The 15,809-nt window shown below is 61.5% G+C and carries 17 protein-coding genes; 7 read left to right on the top strand and 10 right to left on the bottom strand.

All coding sequences use genetic code 11. The features are described 5' to 3' along the window. The first annotated feature begins 67 nt into the window (after nucleotides 1-67). The 3 genes from NUX07_RS08290 (at nucleotide 68) to mltG (ending at nucleotide 2,614) form a co-directional block, all read left to right on the top strand. The gene (locus NUX07_RS08290; RefSeq protein WP_265530103.1) at nucleotides 68-304 is read left to right on the top strand and encodes an acyl carrier protein; all 237 of its coding nucleotides are present in this window, start codon (nucleotides 68-70) and stop codon (nucleotides 302-304) included. 97 nt (nucleotides 305-401) lie between these two features. Beyond that, nucleotides 402-1,658: a beta-ketoacyl-ACP synthase II gene (gene fabF, locus NUX07_RS08285; protein ID WP_265530102.1), complete on the top strand. Its 1,257-nt coding sequence runs from the start codon at nucleotides 402-404 to the stop codon at nucleotides 1,656-1,658. Continuing rightward, nucleotides 1,655-2,614: an endolytic transglycosylase MltG gene (gene mltG, locus NUX07_RS08280; protein WP_265530101.1), complete on the top strand. Its 960-nt coding sequence runs from the start codon at nucleotides 1,655-1,657 to the stop codon at nucleotides 2,612-2,614. Before fabF ends, mltG begins: the two co-directional genes overlap by 4 nt. Here the strand turns inward: mltG and NUX07_RS08275 are convergent. The 6 genes from NUX07_RS08275 to NUX07_RS08250 all read right to left on the bottom strand — a co-directional run bounded on the left by NUX07_RS08275 (nucleotide 2,611) and on the right by NUX07_RS08250 (nucleotide 7,837). Continuing rightward, a complete protein-coding gene (locus tag NUX07_RS08275) occupies nucleotides 2,611-2,820 on the bottom strand; it encodes an SH3 domain-containing protein (protein ID WP_265530100.1) in 210 nt (69 codons plus the stop codon). The two genes, mltG and NUX07_RS08275, sit on opposite strands and share 4 nt — an antisense overlap. Nucleotides 2,821-2,911: 91 nt before the next feature. After that, complete coding sequence (locus tag NUX07_RS08270; RefSeq protein WP_265530099.1) at nucleotides 2,912-3,283, bottom strand: MarR family transcriptional regulator; 372 nt, start codon at nucleotides 3,281-3,283, stop codon at nucleotides 2,912-2,914. Between the two features lie 104 nt (nucleotides 3,284-3,387). Next, a complete protein-coding gene (locus NUX07_RS08265; RefSeq protein ID WP_265530098.1) occupies nucleotides 3,388-4,782 on the bottom strand; it encodes a leucyl aminopeptidase family protein in 1,395 nt (464 codons plus the stop codon). 105 nt (nucleotides 4,783-4,887) lie between these two features. Further along, nucleotides 4,888-5,352, bottom strand: coding sequence for a CHRD domain-containing protein (locus NUX07_RS08260; protein ID WP_265530097.1), 465 nt, complete (start codon nucleotides 5,350-5,352; stop codon nucleotides 4,888-4,890). 113 nt (nucleotides 5,353-5,465) lie between these two features. Further along, nucleotides 5,466-6,821 carry a M24 family metallopeptidase gene (locus tag NUX07_RS08255; RefSeq protein WP_265530096.1) on the bottom strand — a complete coding sequence of 452 codons (1,356 nt, stop codon included), beginning with the start codon at nucleotides 6,819-6,821 and terminating at the stop codon, nucleotides 5,466-5,468. Nucleotides 6,822-6,895: 74 nt separating this feature from the next. Further along, nucleotides 6,896-7,837, bottom strand: coding sequence for a cation diffusion facilitator family transporter (locus NUX07_RS08250; RefSeq protein ID WP_265530095.1), 942 nt, complete (start codon nucleotides 7,835-7,837; stop codon nucleotides 6,896-6,898). A gap of 96 nt (nucleotides 7,838-7,933) precedes the next feature. Between NUX07_RS08250 and NUX07_RS08245 the strand changes: the two genes are divergently transcribed. Continuing rightward, nucleotides 7,934-8,080, top strand: a complete 147-nt coding sequence (locus tag NUX07_RS08245) for a hypothetical protein (protein ID WP_265530094.1) — start codon at nucleotides 7,934-7,936, stop codon at nucleotides 8,078-8,080. A gap of 209 nt (nucleotides 8,081-8,289) precedes the next feature. Here the strand turns inward: NUX07_RS08245 and rimO are convergent, their stop codons facing one another. From rimO to parE, 3 genes are read right to left on the bottom strand one after another with little or no spacing between them, the layout of a single operon-like run. Further along, the gene (rimO, locus tag NUX07_RS08240) at nucleotides 8,290-9,642 is read right to left on the bottom strand and encodes a 30S ribosomal protein S12 methylthiotransferase RimO (RefSeq protein WP_265530093.1); all 1,353 of its coding nucleotides are present in this window, start codon (nucleotides 9,640-9,642) and stop codon (nucleotides 8,290-8,292) included. Between the two features lie 54 nt (nucleotides 9,643-9,696). Then, entirely contained in the window at nucleotides 9,697-10,740 is a 1,044-nt protein-coding gene (locus NUX07_RS08235; protein ID WP_265530092.1) for a potassium channel family protein, read from the bottom strand. A 40-nt stretch (nucleotides 10,741-10,780) separates the two neighbouring features. Continuing rightward, nucleotides 10,781-12,757 (bottom strand): DNA topoisomerase IV subunit B, encoded by a 1,977-nt coding sequence (gene parE, locus NUX07_RS08230; RefSeq protein ID WP_265530091.1) that lies wholly within the window; start codon nucleotides 12,755-12,757, stop codon nucleotides 10,781-10,783. 240 nt (nucleotides 12,758-12,997) lie between these two features. On the opposite strand from parE, the gene NUX07_RS08225 reads away from it, so the two are divergent. Continuing rightward, nucleotides 12,998-13,471: an Hsp20 family protein gene (locus NUX07_RS08225; RefSeq protein ID WP_265530090.1), complete on the top strand. Its 474-nt coding sequence runs from the start codon at nucleotides 12,998-13,000 to the stop codon at nucleotides 13,469-13,471. A gap of 93 nt (nucleotides 13,472-13,564) precedes the next feature. On the opposite strand, the gene NUX07_RS08220 is transcribed toward NUX07_RS08225, so the two are convergent. Beyond that, nucleotides 13,565-14,260, bottom strand: a complete 696-nt coding sequence (locus tag NUX07_RS08220; protein WP_265530089.1) for a GcrA family cell cycle regulator — start codon at nucleotides 14,258-14,260, stop codon at nucleotides 13,565-13,567. Nucleotides 14,261-14,310: 50 nt separating this feature from the next. Between NUX07_RS08220 and NUX07_RS08215 the strand changes: the two genes are divergently transcribed. Both NUX07_RS08215 and NUX07_RS08210 read left to right on the top strand, forming a co-directional pair. Further along, nucleotides 14,311-15,138: an ABC transporter permease gene (locus NUX07_RS08215; RefSeq protein ID WP_265530088.1), complete on the top strand. Its 828-nt coding sequence runs from the start codon at nucleotides 14,311-14,313 to the stop codon at nucleotides 15,136-15,138. A 107-nt stretch (nucleotides 15,139-15,245) separates the two neighbouring features. Further along, complete coding sequence (locus NUX07_RS08210) at nucleotides 15,246-15,758, top strand: hypothetical protein (RefSeq protein WP_265530087.1); 513 nt, start codon at nucleotides 15,246-15,248, stop codon at nucleotides 15,756-15,758. The last annotated feature ends 51 nt before the right edge of the window (nucleotides 15,759-15,809 follow it).

The following is a 15,809-nucleotide window of genomic DNA, read 5'->3' as shown; positions in this document are numbered from 1 at the left end:
GAGCAGGCTTGCGGTGCGCCTTTCCCGACGCTAGGGCCTTGGTCAAAGACTAACAGGAGAACCTTTTATGAGCGACACTGCTGATCGTGTGAAGAAAATCGTTGTGGAACATCTTGGCGTCGAAGCCGAGAAAGTCACCGAAGATGCCAGCTTCATCGACGATCTTGGTGCCGACAGCCTCGACATCGTCGAGCTGGTTATGGCGTTCGAAGAAGAATTCGGCGTGGAAATCCCTGACGATGCGGCGGAAGACATCGCAACCGTCAAGGACGCGATCAACTACATCGAAAAGAACAAGGGCTAAGCGCCTGATCTGACCGACCCCCGGAAGGGGCCGGGAGTGGCAAAAAGGCCCGGCACCTGAAAAGGGGGCCGGGCCTTAGCTGTATTTGGAGACATATATGCGCCGTGTGGTCGTAACCGGACTGGGACTCGTGACGCCGCTTGGCGGCGACGTCGAGACAAGCTGGAAGAACATCCTTGCCGCCAAATCGGGCGCCGGCCCGATTACCAGGTTCGATGCATCGGACCAGAAGTGCCAGATCGCCTGCGAGGTGAAGCCCGCGGACCATGAATATGGTTTCGATCCGGACAAGCGCGTCGACAGCAAGGTGCAGCGCCAGGTCGATCCCTTCATCGTCTACGGCATCGACGCCGCAGGCCAGGCCATCGAGGATGCCGGGCTTGAGGACATGAGCGACGAGATGAAGCTGCGCGCCGGCTGCTCGATCGGGTCGGGCATCGGCGGCCTGCCGGGCATCGAGAGCGAGAGCCTCGTCCTTGACGAACGCGGTCCTGGCCGCGTCAGCCCGCACTTCGTGCATGGACGTCTCATCAACCTCATCTCGGGCCAGGTTTCGATCAAATATGGTCTCAAGGGCCCCAACCACGCGGTCGTGACGGCCTGCTCGACTGGCGCGCACTCGATCGGTGACGCAGCGCGCATGATCAAGGACGGCGATGCCGACATCATGCTGGCGGGCGGTGCCGAAGCCACCATCTGCCCCATTGGCGTGGCCGGCTTCGCCCAGGCGCGCGCCTTGAACAGCAGCTATAACGACCGACCGACCGAAGCGTCGCGCCCGTACGATAAGGATCGTGACGGGTTTGTGATGGGCGAAGGCGCTGGCGTGGTGGTGCTCGAGGAATATGAACACGCCAAGGCGCGCGGCGCGAAAATCTATGCCGAGGTCGTCGGCTACGGCCTGTCGGGCGATGCCTACCACGTTACCGCCCCGCATCCCGACGGCGACGGGGCCTTCCGCTCGATGAAGGCCGCGCTCGACAAGGCGGGTCTTGAACCGGGCGATATCGATTATATCAACGCGCACGGCACCTCGACGATGGCCGACACCATCGAACTCGGCGCAGTGAAGCGTCTCTTCGGTGACGATATCGGCGGCGCTTCGATGAGCTCGACCAAGTCGGCCATCGGCCATCTGCTAGGCGGCGCGGGCGCGGTGGAGAGCATTTTCTGCATTCTCGCCATTCGCGACCAGATCGTCCCGCCCACGCTCAACCTGCATAATCCGGACGAAGGCACAGAAGGTGTCGACCTCGTCCCGCTCAAGGCGCGTGAACGTAAAGTCGATGCGGTGCTCAATAACAGCTTCGGCTTCGGCGGCACCAACGCCAGCCTGATCATGAAGCGCGTGTGAAAAAGCTTCTGATCCTCCTCCTGCTGCTTGGTGCAGCGGCTTTCGCGTTCATCGGCTATGGCTGGTGGGGCGAGGGTCCTGGCGAGCAGCCCGATACGATTATCGTCGAGGAAGGCACGACCCTGAACGGCCTCGGCGAGCGACTGGCGGCCGAGGGCAAGATCGTCATTTCGCCGACCTTGTGGCGCATCGGCGCCAAGCTGTTCGGCGGCGGCGATCCGATCCAGGCGGGGGAATTTCGTATTCCGCCGGGCACCAGCGCATCGCGAATCCTGGATATCGTCCAGCACGACACGCCCTACCAGCGCATGATCGCCATTCCCGAAGGGATGCCGAGCGTGCTGGTTCAGGAAAAGCTTGCCAAGATTCCCTATCTCGAAGGCGAGGCGCCGTTGCCGCCTGAGGGCAGCGTGTTGCCGCAGACCTATAGCTATCAGCGCGGGGAGACGCGCGCGGCGGTCGTGCAGCGGATGCAGGCGGCAATGGACAAGGCGCTGGCCGAAGCCTGGGCGGCGCGCAGCGATCGCGCGGCGGTATCGACCCCCGAGGAAGCGATCATCCTCGCGTCGATCATCGAGAAGGAAACCGGCAAGCCCGAGGAGCGTGAAATGGTGGCGGGCGTCATGACCAACCGCCTCAAGATCGGCATGCAGTTGGGGGCGGACGCAACGACCATCTATCCGATCACGCAAGGCCGCCCTTTGGGGCGTATGATCCGGGTCAGCGAACTACGCGATCCCAACCCCTACAATACGCGGGCGATATCCGGCCTGCCGGTAGGGCCGATCACCAATCCGGGGATCGAAAGCATCCGCGCCGCACTCAATCCGGCCGAAACCGATGCGCTATATTACGTTGCCGATGGCACCGGCGGACACGTCTTCGCGCGCACGCTCGAAGAGCATAATGCAAATGTCAGGGAGTGGCGGCGGATCCGTGAGGAGCGGGGGCTCTAGCTCAAAGCGCTGGCGTCGATATAGCCGACGAGCCGGTTCTTGCCGCCATAGCCCCAGGCCCAGCCGCCGCGACTATCCAGCAATTCGAAACAATCGCCCGCGACCAGCTTTGCCATCGCGTCGGATTTCTCGTCAGCGTCCACGAACATGATGGTGTCCCGGCAAAGCGTGCGCGGCACGGGTGCGGCATAATGGGAAGCGATCACGCGCCCGGCGAGCGCGACATCGGCTAGATCCTTGCGCCAGGCATGGGTCGAGGGATCGGGGAGATCGCCGCTAGGCGTTAGCGGAAAACTCTCATTCGGCGGCGACGAAGACGCGCTCGTCGGATCGCTGTTTGGCGACGCCGTTTCCTTCCTGCCCGAGATAGGCTTCGAATTCTTCAAGAAATTTTGCCCCGTCTTGCGTCTGGACGATGAAGATGTTGCGGCGATCGTCCTGGTCTCGCTCGCGCTTCAGATAGCCGAGGGAACTCAACGTATTCAAGGCGCGAGTGACGACAGGTTTGGAAACGTCGAGCTTGCGCGCCAGACCGCGCACGGTGTGCGGTCCGGGGGTAAGATAAACCGTCAGCAGCAATGCCATTTGCCGGTTGGTAAGATCGGGCGCCCCTGAACGCACATATTGTGTCAGGGCCCTGTTCCATCCGGCCAAAGATAGGGTTCCCATCCTATTTCCTTCGCCTCGAACTTTGATTCGGTAAAGCAACTGACCGCGCGTCTTTTGGTTGCATCTCCGCCAAAAATTACGCTGTCGTATCAAGCAAATAGAAATTATTTCGCGGTGAAGCGTTGCTCCAGCATCGCGAAGGCGGCGCGCAGGCCGTAGGCCTCGCCGCCCTTTGGCCGACCCGGCTTGGCATTGGGCATCCATCCGAACGTATCGAAATGCGCCCAGGCGATCTCGGATGGCACGAATCGTTGCAGGAACAACGCCGCGGTGATGCATCCGGCGAAGGGCGAACCGCCCGAATTGACCATGTCGGCGATGGTGGATTTGTGCATGCTGTTATAGTCCGACCACAACGGCATCCGCCAGATCGGATCGCTCTCCTGCTCGGCCCCGTCTTCGAGATCCTTCGCGAGATCGTCGTCATTGGCGAACATGGGCGGCAGGTCGGGGCCGAGCGCTACGCGCGCCGCGCCCGTCAGCGTTGCGTAGTCGATGATCAGCTCAGGCTCGCTTTCACCAGCCTTGGTAAGCGCATCGCCGAGGATCAGGCGCCCTTCCGCATCGGTATTGTCGACTTCAACGGTGAGGCCCTTACGGCTCTTGATGATATCGCTCGGGCGGATGGCGTTGGCATCGACGCTGTTTTCCACCGTGGGGATCAGCAGGTGCAGCCGCACCGGCAGGCGGCTTTCCATCACCACGCGCGCCAGCGCGATGGCGTGCGCGGCACCGCCCATATCCTTTTTCATGAGCGCCATGCCCCGACCCGTCTTCATGCTGAGGCCGCCTGTGTCGAAGACGACGCCCTTGCCGACGATGGCGATGCGCGGCGCGTCCTTGCGGCCCCATTCGAGCTCGACCAGGCGCGGCTCGCGCCCTTTGGCGGCAGCGCGACCGACGGCGTGGATCATGGGATAACCCTGTTCGAGCCCGTCGCCCTTGGTGACGGTCACGCTCGCATCATGCTTGTCGCCAAGCTTGCGGATGACCTCTTCAATCTGCGCGGGCCCCATATCGTCGGCGGGGGTATTGATCAGGTCGCGCACCAGCGTAGTCGCATCGGCCAGCCGTGCGGTGCGCTCCATGTCGGCGACGTCGCTCGCCAACAGGACGCGGGGACCCGCCGGCTCCTCCGGCTCGCTGCGATAAATATCAAAACGGTGCTGGGCGAGTATCCACCCCAGCTTTGCCGGGCCAGGGTGACGGTCATCGGCAAGGCGGTAGGTGCCGCCCGGCAAGACCTGCGCCAGCTTGGCCAGGCACCATGGCGACAATTCATCGACATTTGCGACCGTCGTCACCACCGACCATTCGTCTTCACCGTCACCCGGGATGATGATGTTGCTGTACCCCGTCTTGCCGTCGAAGCGGCGGGCATCGAGGAGCGTGCGCACGCGCGCAGGCTGCGCGGCGCGCCAATCGGTAAAGCTGTTTTCGTCGACGAGGTGGATCGTTGTTGCGGGCTGGCCTTTGTCGGCTTTTAAAAGATCGGTCATGGCCATTGAGATAGTCACTCCGTCGACAAGATTCCAAGACCCTTGGTAAAGAAACGGGGGCGCCGCCGGTTGGCCGCGCCCCCGCTCGCAACGCTTCAATGCAATCTAGCGGTTTTTCTTCCGCAGTTGGCCGCGCACCGCGCCAGCCGGATATTCAGCGTTGTGGATGTTGATATAATAGTCGGCCGGGTTCTTCCGGATTTCCTTGATCAGATTTTGGTCAACCATTGTGCAGCCCATGCTGGCACCATCGGCGTTGGGCGCCGCCAAGCCGACGACGACACCGCCTGACGATCCAGCCGGCGCTTCATGAATGTGCGCACCGGTTGCCGGTAGAGCGATGTCGGTGACCATGATCTCGTAGCAGATTTCGCTCTGGCCGTGGTTGAGCCACAGCTTGGTGATGCCGCTGCCGTCGGGGTCACCCGGTCCGGGCACTTCGGCGGCACCGGAAAGAGTCGTTTCGAACATCGTGCCGGTAAAGGCATAGGGGTGATCGGCGAGCGCCGCCCCGGTAAGTCCAACGGCGCCGGCCAAGGCAGCGCCTGCGGCGATCATAAGTTTAGTCATAGTTGCTTCTCCGTAACGACCCCTTTTTTGCGGTCATTGCAACTACGTATGGGCTAAGCAATCGGTTCAGTTTTTCTTGAAAATATTATCGAAGCCGGGCCTTTTATTAAGGCCTATTCGCTGCTGATCAGGTGGAATTCGGACTGCCGACCGTCAAGATATCGGACGGTATTACCATCGAACCAGGCGTCTTCCTCGCTGCGGAAATCGACCCGCTGTCCGCCCCATTCGGGCACCGCGGTGTAATTGGTAAATTCGATCGACCAGGCGGTATTGGCGCGTAGCCGATACTCGCTGCGCGGATCGCCCTGCTGGTTGTCCCAGAAGCCGATCGCGGTGCCCGCGCCGTGGCCGTGCAAGCCGATGGGATGCGAATAGATCGAGGGATCCAACCCTTCCGCGATGGCGCGCTCGCGGGCGCGGAACAGGATGTCGTTGCCGGTATCTCCGGTGCGAAAACTTTCGCGCAGAATATCGCCGAGGCGGACGGTGTTCGCGAGGCCCTGGCGCAACCCTGCGGGGGCGTCGGTTTCTCCAGGCTTCAGGACGTAAGCAAGATGCTGCGTGTCGGTATTGAGGCGTAGGTAGGTGATGCCGAAATCGGTCCACAACAGATCGCCCGGCATGATGACCGCGTCGCCTGAAATCATGCCCTCGACACCCTCGCGCTGGATCGACACGGAAGGGTGGAACCATGGCGTAAGCCCATTGGCGGCCATCTGGTCGCGCATCCACCAGCGCACATCGTCAGCCGTCGTGGTGCCCGGCGTGATGACGTGGCGGCTGAAGGCTTCGCCGATGATCGCGTGGGCCAGACGCACGATGCCGGGATAGATTTCGAGCTCGCTCGGCACGCGTTCTTCAAGCCAACGGACCGACAGAGTTTCGCCTGAAACGATGCGCTTCTGGTACTGCTCCGGAAGCCCCGCCATCATCAGGCGGTACTGGCTCAGCGTCATGCCGTCTCCAAAGGCCTTGAGGTCGCTATAATTGACGGCGATCTTGTCGGGATCGCGATCCGCGATGATGTCCGCGACCGCCTTCCACTGGTCGGGCTCGACCGCCGGATCCCAGCTTGGTTCGAACAGATCGGCTAGCCCGTAGCGGCTGACCGTGAGCCGTTCGACGGGCTGCCCGTCGCCCGGGGCGTGGAAGATGAGGATCGTGCGCCGCCGCGCACTCATCGAATTGGCATCGAGCATCGAGGCGGTCACTGGGTCCTCGAAATATTCGCGGCTCATCAGCAGCCACATGTCGATGCCCTGCTCGCGCATGATCTTGGGAATGATGGTGTCGAGCCGTTCTTCAAGGATGCGATCGATAACCTCGGCGCGTTCGCGCATGGGGAGGATACGAGGGTAGTCGGGCGCGACATTCTCGGTGTCGCTTATCGGAAAGACGGGAGGCGATGCCGCCATGGCGGGGGCGGTAAGAGCAAGAGCGGCTAGCGCAACGAGAACAGTCTTCATGGTCGCCACGATGGTTGAAGCGATGGCGGCTTGCAATGGCGCTTTTCGCGTCGCGATGGGTAGCAGGCGTGACCCTATGATGTCGGGCTGCGCATCTCGACGGTCGCGTGATCGACATTGAACTCGCGGCGGAGCCAGTCCTTGATTGCATGCTTGACCGCGTTTGCATCGGCATTGGCCTGCGGTGTGACTTCCATCGTGACAACGGGCCGCTCTTGCGTCACGGACCAGGCATGGACGTGGTCGATGGAATGGACACCTTCGAGCGCGCTGAGCTGGGCAATGACTTCTCGCCGGTCGAAGCCCTCGGGTGCACCTTCGAGCAGAATATGACCGCTCTCGCGGACAACGTTCCATGCCGAACGCAAGATGATGAGGACAACCAACACCGATAGTATCGGGTCGATCGGCGTCCAGTCGGTAAGGAGAATGACGATTGAAGCTACGATGGCCGCAACCGATCCGAGCAGATCGCCTGCGACATGAAGCGCAGCTGCGCGAATGTTGAGATTTTCCTTCTTGCCGCGGGTGAGGATGTAAAAGGCGACGATGTTGATGATCAAGCCAACCACCGCGATGCCGAGCATCAATCCGCCTTCAATCGCGTGCGGGTCCCGTAGGCGCTTGATCGCCTCGTAGATAATCCATGCGGCAATCGCGAACAATGACAGTCCGTTGACGAATGCCGCGAGTATGGAAAATCGGTCAAAGCCGTAGGTGCGTTTCCAGTCAGCAGGGCGACGACCAATCCGAAACGCAAGCCAGGCCAGCAGCAATGATGCAAAGTCCGTAAGCATGTGCCCGGCATCGGCAATCAGCGCCAGCGACCCGGAAATGATGCCGCCGACCACTTCGGCAACCATGAATATACCAGTCAGCCCCGCAGCGATCGCGACTTTGCCTTCGTTGTTTTGATGCAGGGAGTGATCGTGTCCGGCGCCCATATTGTCTTCCCTTTTCCCTTCCGGAGCATAGCGAACGGAAGAAAAGAGGGTTCCTTGCGCGCGTCGCTGCAAAGACGGCAGGAAGGCTAATAACCCGCTAGATTTTTCGTCGCGAGGGCCATTCGTTAACTAACTGCCCGCTATCCCGCAGACACAAAGGAAAAAACGATGATCAACGACGAAACGCCGCTGCCCACCTTGGACATCGATGCCTCCGACCGGCTTTCATTTCTCATAAATCGCACGCGCAAGGCGCTTGAAGAGCGCAAATATGACCGGGCTGAGCAGGATCTGGCCGACAGATGCAATTTGTGAGTGTAGCCTGACCTGATTTCGCGGCCGCCGGGCCCGAAGGGCGTGACGGGGCGTTGAAGAGTGACGGCACGCTGTCGCACTCTTATCGATCGGAAACTCCAATGAAGAAGGCCGAAAAGGTCTGCCAATAATACCGGCTGGTATGTGGCGATCCTCTACAGCGTGTGGGGCGTTGGGCTGGCGCTAATCATCATCGCCAGTTTTCTTGATTAGGACGGTGCGCCGAACAGGTCGTGTTCGTCGGCGTCTTCGACTTCCACGCGGGCAAAATCGCCAGCTTTGAGGTGTCCTGCGTCGCGCAGGTGGACTTCGCCGTCGATTTCGGGGGCGTCGGCCTTGCTGCGGCCGGTGGCGCCGCCAGTATCCGCGTCCACCGCGTCGATGATGACATCGATGGTGGTGCCGATCTTGGCCTGCAGCTTGGCGGCGCTGATCTTGGCGCTGTGCTCCATGATACGGGCGTAGCGCTCTTCCTTGACCTCTTCGGGCACCGGGTCGGCAAAGTGGTTGGCCTCCGCGCCCTCGACGGGTTCGAAGCGGAAGGCACCGACGCGGTCCAGCTGCGCTTCGGTGAGCCAGTCGAGGAGATACTCGAAGTCCTCCTCGGTCTCGCCGGGGAAGCCGACGACGAAGCTGCTGCGCACCGCGATGTCGGGGCAGATCTCGCGCCATGTCCTTAGCCGGTCGAGCACCTTGGCGCTGGCGGCAGGGCGCTTCATTGACTTCAGGATCTTCGGACTGGCGTGCTGGAACGGAATGTCGAGGTACGGCGTCAGCTTGCCCTCAGCCATCAGCGGGATGACCTTGTCGACGTGCGGGTAGGGGTAGACGTAGTGGAGGCGCACCCAGGGCTGCTCGCCGTCGGGCGTGCGCAAGCGCCCTAGCGCTTCGGCAAGATCGTTCATGTGGGCGCGCACCTCGCCGCCACCTTTCAGCGGATAGCTGGCGTGTTTGAGATCGAGGCCATAGGCGCTCGTGTCCTGGCTGATGACCAGCAGTTCCTTGGTGCCCGCGGCGACCAGCTTTTCGGCCTCGCGCAAGATGGCGTCGGGACGGCGGCTGGCGAGGTCGCCGCGAATGCTCGGGATGATGCAGAAGGCGCAGCGGTGATTGCAGCCTTCGGAGATCTTTACATAGCTGTAGTGGCGCGGGGTCAGCTTGGTATCGGGCTGGGGGACAAGGTCGACATAAGGCGACACGCCCGGCGGCGCGGCCTCGTGGACGGCGCTAACGACTTCTTCGTATTGCTGCGGGCCGGTGATGGCGAGAACCTGCGGGAACTTGGCGCGGATGACATCGGCCTCGTTGCCCATGCAGCCGGTGACGACGACGCGGCCATTTTCGGCGATGGCTTCGCCGATCGCTTCGAGGCTTTCTTCCTTGGCGCTGTCGAGGAATCCGCACGTATTGACCAGCACCACGTCGGCGCCGTCATAGTCGGGGCTCATCTGATAGCCGTCGGCGCGCAGCTTGGTAAGGATGCGCTCGGAATCGACCAGCGCCTTGGGACAGCCCAAGGACACCATGCCCACTTTGGGCGCGGAAGGAATTTGCGTTGCCATGATTGGCCGCGCCTTTAGCGGGCACGCGCGAGAATTGCCAGTTGTTTCAGCGGCCTAGTTGCAGGGCGGAAAAGCGAAGCCTGGGATGATCTCGATGATCTTGTCGCCCGCCTGCAATTCCTGCGCGCCTTCTTCCCAGAAGCCGATGGCCTGGCCTTCGCGAAGGATGCGCACGCCAAGCCCGATCGCCACTTCCTTCAAGGGCTTGCCGACTTCGAACTTTTCGATGGTGCGTTCGTGCAAACGCACGCGGCCGTTGGCGCTGGCCAGATCGGCCAGGTAATCGGCAATTCCCATGCCGTGCGCGCTACCCGCGAGCAGCAGGCCGGCAAAGCTGGTGGGGTTGATGACGCTGGTCGCACCGGCGGCGCGGGCAGGAAATTCGTTATCTTCGGCGCGCACCGCGAGGCTGATCGGCAAGTTGGGGCACAGATGGCGCGCGGTCAGGCAGATCAGGATCGAGGTGTCGTCGCGGCCGGCGGAAATGATCATGGTCGCGGCTTCGCGCAGGCGCACTTCTTCCATCGTGGCGTCGCGGGTCGCATCGGCCTGGAGCACGATGCAGCCGAGGCGTTCGGCATGCGCCAATGCTTCGCCATCCTGATCGATGACGAGGATTTTGGTAGGGTCTTCGCCGCGCGCGATCAGCTCGTCGACGGCCTCCTTGCCCGATGTGCCATAGCCCGCCACCACGATGTGGTTTTCAAGCGTTTTCTGGATGCGTCGCATAAGCCATTTGTCCCAGCTTCTCTTGATGACGAACGAATAGGCGGTCCCGGCAAGGATGAAGATGAAGAAAATACGTGCCGGAGTGACCACGAGCGCGTCGAACAGGCGCGCGCGCTCGGTGACGGGGACGATATCGCCATAGCCCGTCGTCGTCGCCGAAATCATGGTGAAATAGATCGCGTCCGCGAAGGACAGTTCGCCATCGACATTGTCGACGAAGGCATCGCGCTCGATCCAGTGAACGAGGACAATGAACGACAACAAGGCGAACAGGATGCCAAGGCGGATCAATAGCTGCGCCGTCACGCTCAGCGGCGACTTTTGGCGCAGCAAGGGCGTGACCTTGGCGAGACGAGGACGTCGATCCATCGCCATTATCTAGGCGTTCACGGCCCGCGCGAAAAGGGGGTTAGGCATCGATCGCTTCGTCATCGAGGCTGCCCGCCTCGGCCTGGATGAATTCGAAGCGATGCTCGGGCTTTTTACCCATCAGCCGCTCGACGATATCGCGGACGGGCTGCTGGTCCTGATATTCGGCGGGAAGCGTGATGCGGATCAGCGAGCGGGTCGCCGGGTCCATGGTCGTTTCCTTGAGCTGGTTGGGGTTCATTTCCCCGAGACCCTTGAAGCGCGACACTTCGACTTTCTTGCCCTTGAACTCGTTTTCTTCGATCTGCCGGCGATGCGCATCATCGCGGGCGTAGAGGGACTTGCTGCCCGCGGTCAGGCGGTAGAGCGGCGGCTGCGCGAGATAGAGGCGGCCATTGCGCACCAGGTCGGGCATTTCCTTGAAGAAAAAGGTCATCAGCAAAGTGGCGATGTGCGCGCCATCGACATCGGCGTCGGTCATGATGATGATCTTGTCATAGCGCAGCGCGTCGTCGTCATACTGGTCACGCAGCCCCGCGCCGAGCGCGAGCGTGAGGTCGGCAATTTCGGCGTTGGCGCGAATCTTGTCCTTGGTGGCGCTGGCGACGTTGAGGATCTTGCCGCGGATCGGAAGGATGGCCTGCGTCTTGCGATCGCGCGCCTGCTTGGCGCTGCCGCCAGCGCTGTCGCCTTCGACGATAAAGAGCTCGGTGCCCTCGTTGCCGTCTTTCGAACAATCGGTGAGCTTGCCGGGGAGGCGCAGCTTGCGCGCGGACGTTGCCGTCTTGCGCTTCACTTCGCGTTCCGCCTTGCGCTTCAGCCGTTCGTCGAGCCGCTCCATGACGCTGCCCAGCAGCGCGCGGCCGCGGTCCATATTGTCGGCCAGATAATGGTCGAAATGGTCGCGCACGGCATTTTCGACGAAGCGCGCGGCCTCGGTCGAGGTCAGGCGATCCTTGGTCTGCGACTGGAAATGCGGATTGCGGATGAAGACGCTTAGCATCGCCTCGATGCCGCCGAATACGTCATCGGCGGTCAGCTTGGCGGCCTTCTTCTCGCCCACCAGCTCGCCGAACGCGCGCAATCCCTTGGTCAGCGCCGCGCGCAGACCAGCCTCATGCGTACCGCCGTCAGGGGTGGGGATCGTGTTGCAGTAATAACGCTGGAAACCGTCGGTCCAGATGGGCCAGGCGACAGCCCATTCCACCTTGCCCTCATTGTCGGGAAAGTCCTGCGTGCCCGCAAAAATGGGCGAGGTAATCGTCTCGCGCCCGTCAAGCTGTTCGGTGAGGTGATCGGCGAGCCCGTTCTCGAACTTGAAGACGGCCGTCTCGGGAACGTCGTCACCAGCCAGGCTGGGGTCGCATTTCCAGCGAATTTCGACGCCTGCGAAAAGATAGGCCTTTGATCGGGCAAGATCGTGGAGGCGCTTGGGATTGAACTTGGCGTCCTTGCCGAAAATGTCGGGATCAGGCGTGAAGGTCACGCTGGTGCCGCGCCGGTTGGGCGTCGTGCCGACCTTTTCGAGCTTCGAAGTGGCGTGGCCCTGCGCGAAGGTCTGCCGCCAGACCGTCTTGTCGCGGGCGACTTCGACGATGGTCTCGGTCGACAATGCATTGACGACCGACACGCCAACACCGTGCAGGCCGCCCGAGGTGGCATAGGCCTTGCCCTCGAATTTGCCGCCCGAATGAAGCGTCGTCATGATGACTTCGAGCGCGCTCTTGTCCTTGTGCTTGGGGTGCGGATCGACCGGAATGCCGCGGCCATTGTCGGTGACGGTCAGCCTGTTGCCGGGCTCCAGCGTGATCTCGATGCGGTTGGCGTGGCCCGCGACGGCTTCATCCATCGAGTTGTCGATGACCTCGGCGGCGAGGTGATGCAGCGCGCGCGCATCGGTGCCGCCGATATACATCCCAGGACGACGGCGCACCGGCTCGAGGCCTTCGAGCACCTCGATCGCGGAAGCATCATAATCGTCGGTCGCGGGAGTTTTTGAATCGAACAGGTCTGACATTGATGCCGGTATAGGAAGGCTGCCGACGGGCTGCAAAAGAAAAGCCACTTTTGGCCATTTTCACAAATCGGCACTCGTGCGGCGAAACGTGCAATTTCATCGACGAACTGCTTGACGCCGATTTTGGCTCTTCCCATATGTTTCGCGCCGGATGCCTAAGGGGTCCGGCAGTCGAGGATCGGTTCGCCGGTGATCGGCGCTCCTCCTCGACATCTGTTGCTCAAATAGGAGGACAATACCATGCGAAGTGCATTTGACTTTTCACCGTTTCGTCGTTCGACAATCGGGTTTGATCGACTGTTCGACATGCTCGAAGAGAGCACCGTTGGCAGCAGCGACAACTATCCGCCGTTCGACCTCGTGATGGTCGGCGATGACGAATATCGTATCGATCTCGCCGTCGCAGGCTTCAGCCGCGACGATATCGAGATCACGGCGCAGCAGAACCAGCTCATCGTCAAGGGCAAGCGGACCGATGAAGACGGTACCGAATATGTGCATCGCGGCATCGCGACGCGCGAATTCGAGCGCCGCTTCGGGCTTGCCGATCATATCCGCGTGACCGATGCGGACCTTCACGACGGGCTGTTGTCGATCAGCCTCGTGCGCGAGATTCCCGAAGCCATGAAGCCGCGCCAGATCGAAATTGGCGGCGGCTCGACCAAGCGGATCGAATCTTCCGCAAAGTCCAAGAAGCAGATGGAAAACGCGTAACGAAAGCGGAACGCATCTCGACCCTGCGCTGGGCCCCGGCAAGCACCCTGCCTGCCGGGGCCCCTATTTAATGAAGCGTGTTCAGTCGCCCGATCAGCGAACCCGCGGGCCGCCGAAGGGCAGCGGAGGCGGGGGCTTGCGGTCGCGGCGCGGCAACTGCGCCTGGTAGGCAACGCCGCAATGCTCGACACAATAAGGGAAGCCCGGGTTGGCGGGCTCGCCGCAGAAATGGAAATCGCTCTCGCCCGGATGCCCCATCGGCCAGCGGCAGATGCGCTCGTTGAGGTCAAGCAGCGAGGTCTTGTCCGCCACTTCTTCCGACGGTTTTTCGGGAATCAGGCGGCGCGGCGGCGCGGGCGGGATCGGTGCCTGAGTATCCGACGGGCCCTGGCGGATAAAGCCGCCGGGACCGACCGAGCGATACTGCATGTTGTCCTTCTTCTTGTCGCTGGCCTTGCCCGCCCCCGCTGCTTTCGCGGTCTCCGGCTCGGCCTTCGGCGCAGCCTTGGCCGGCTCCGCTTTCTTGGGCGCGGCGGCCTTTTTGGGTGCAGCCTTTGGCGCAGCTTTCTTGGGTGCAGCCTTCTTGGCCGCCGGCTTTTTCTTGGCGGCAGCCTTCTTTTTCTTGTCGCCCTTGACCGGCGAGGGGCGCGATTCCAGGCCAAGGCGGTGCGCCTTGCCGATCACGGCATTGCGGCTGACACCGCCAAGGTCCTCGGCAATTTCGCTTGCGGTCGACCCTTTCGACCACAGCTTCTTGAGGCGATCGATCCGCTCTTCGGTCCAGCTCATGAAAAATCCCGTATTGTCTTGGCTCGAGCCAGCATTTAGGCGCTTGAGCCGTGAATGAAAAGACACCCGATTGGACAATTAGGCCTCCGGGCGATCCTTCCTTAGATGGGATCAATTGGGCCGGTCTCAAGACCCTCTATGCCAAGGAAGTAAAACGCTTCTTCAAGGTGCAGATGCAGGCAGTGTGGGCACCGGCCGTCACCGCGCTCCTCTATTTCATCATTTTCACCGTGGCATTCGGCCGCGGCGACCGGGAAATACTGGGCGTGAGCTTTGCCGATTTCATCGGACCCGGCCTCGTCATCATGGCGATGATCCAGAACAGCTTTGCCAATGCCAGCTTCTCGCTCCTCGTCGGCAAGATACAGGGCACCATCGTCGATTACCTGATGCCGCCATTGTCGATCGGCGAGCTCATTGCCGGGCTGGTGGCGGCGTCGGTAACGCGCGCCTTCCTGGTCGGGGGCGCGGTGTGGCTGGTGCTGTGGCTGTGGCCGGACGTCGACATGACGCCGGCTTCGATCTGGCCGATCCTGCTGTTCGGTTTTCTCGGCTCGCTGATGCTGGCTTTCTTCGGGTTGATGACCTCATTGTGGGCCGAAAAGTTCGATCACGCGGCGATGGTGACCAATTTCGTGGTCGCGCCGCTCGCCCTGCTGTCGGGGACATTCTATTCGGTCGAAGCACTGCCCGAAACATTTCAGGCGGCAAGCTACGCGAACCCCTTTTTCTACGTGATCTCCGGTTTTCGTTATGGCTTCATCGGCGCGGCCGATAGCAATGTGATGTTTGGTGCCGGGCTACTGACCGGTCTCAACGTCCTGCTGTTCTTTGGCTGTTTCGCGCTGCTGAAGTCCGGATGGAAGCTGCGAAGCTGAACGTCGCCTAACTGAACCTCGCCTAAAAATGGCATTCAGTGTCACCTCATCGTGCTTGGCGCAAAACGTCTCCCAGAGTGTAGCAAGGCACAAGAAGGAGACCCGCCATGCGCAAGATGATGATCGCCCTGGCCGCAGCGAGCGGCGCCACCATGATGGCGGCCGCCCCGGCCAGTGCCCAATATTACGACCGCGGCTACGGTTATGAGCAGCAGCGCTATGACCGTGGTTACAATTACCACCGCGCCGACCGAATGCGCGCGCAGCGCCTGATCGCCAACATCACGCAAATCCGCCGCGACATTAACCGCTTCAGCCATCGCGGCATGCTGAGCTGGAAGGAAGCGCGCAAGCTCGACAAGAAGGCCACCAAGCTGCAGCGTAAGGTCTGGAAGCGCACCCATCGCGGGCTGACCCGCGGCGAAATCCGCGATCTGCATGAAGATATTCGCGACCTGCGCCAGGACGTGCGTGAGGAAGTGCGGGAAGGCCGTCGCTATCGGTATGACCGCCGCGACCGCTACGACCGTCGCGACCGCCGCTACGACCGCCGCGATCGGGAATATGATCGCAGGCACGACCGCTGGCACGATCGCAACGATCATCATGACGATGATTGATCTGCCGATACGGTAGCAATGGTAATAGCGAATGAGGGCGCTGCGTTTCGA

It is taken from the genome of Sphingomicrobium marinum, assembly GCF_026157105.1.
In the GTDB taxonomy this organism is placed as follows: Bacteria; Pseudomonadota; Alphaproteobacteria; order Sphingomonadales; family Sphingomonadaceae; genus Sphingomicrobium; species Sphingomicrobium marinum.
This window is presented reverse-complemented; position numbering and strand designations above follow the sequence as displayed.